Source organism: Pseudoalteromonas sp. SG44-1 (assembly GCF_014164315.1).
Classification (GTDB): Bacteria; Pseudomonadota; Gammaproteobacteria; order Enterobacterales; family Alteromonadaceae; genus Pseudoalteromonas; species Pseudoalteromonas rhizosphaerae.
This window is the reverse complement of the sequence record NZ_JACJEW010000272.1, coordinates 1-327: the sequence shown is the minus strand read 5'-3', so window position 1 is coordinate 327 and position 327 is coordinate 1. Positions and strand designations below refer to the sequence as shown.

General features: G+C 39.8%; 1 protein-coding gene. It reads left to right on the top strand.

Annotated elements, in window-relative coordinates; all coding sequences use genetic code 11:
* The first annotated feature begins 47 nt into the window (after window positions 1-47).
* Complete coding sequence (locus tag H5187_RS25135) at window positions 48-128, top strand: hypothetical protein (protein ID WP_310737485.1); 81 nt, start codon at window positions 48-50, stop codon at window positions 126-128.
* Window positions 129-327: the final 199 nt, after the last annotated feature.

The window sequence follows — 327 nt, the reverse complement described above, 5'->3', positions numbered from 1 at the left end:
CAATCGGGCGACGACAGTACAGCAAACGACTTGGCTGTATAGAGCCAGTGTTCGGGAATATTACAGTTAACAAAGGCATGAATAAATTGACCTTACGCGGTCAAACGAAAGTGAATGCCCAATGGTAACTGTATTGCTTAGTTCATAATATAGAAAAGCTGCAAAACAGGACGCATTAATAAAGGTAAGCTGCTACCTCTCCAAATAAGCCACTTAAACACCTGTCATACCTTCCAAAACGCCCATTAAAGCAACAGCAAATCCTCTTTTTATATTTTACGTAAAATCGAAGTAACCGATTGAATCAAAATAGGAACTCGGCTATGG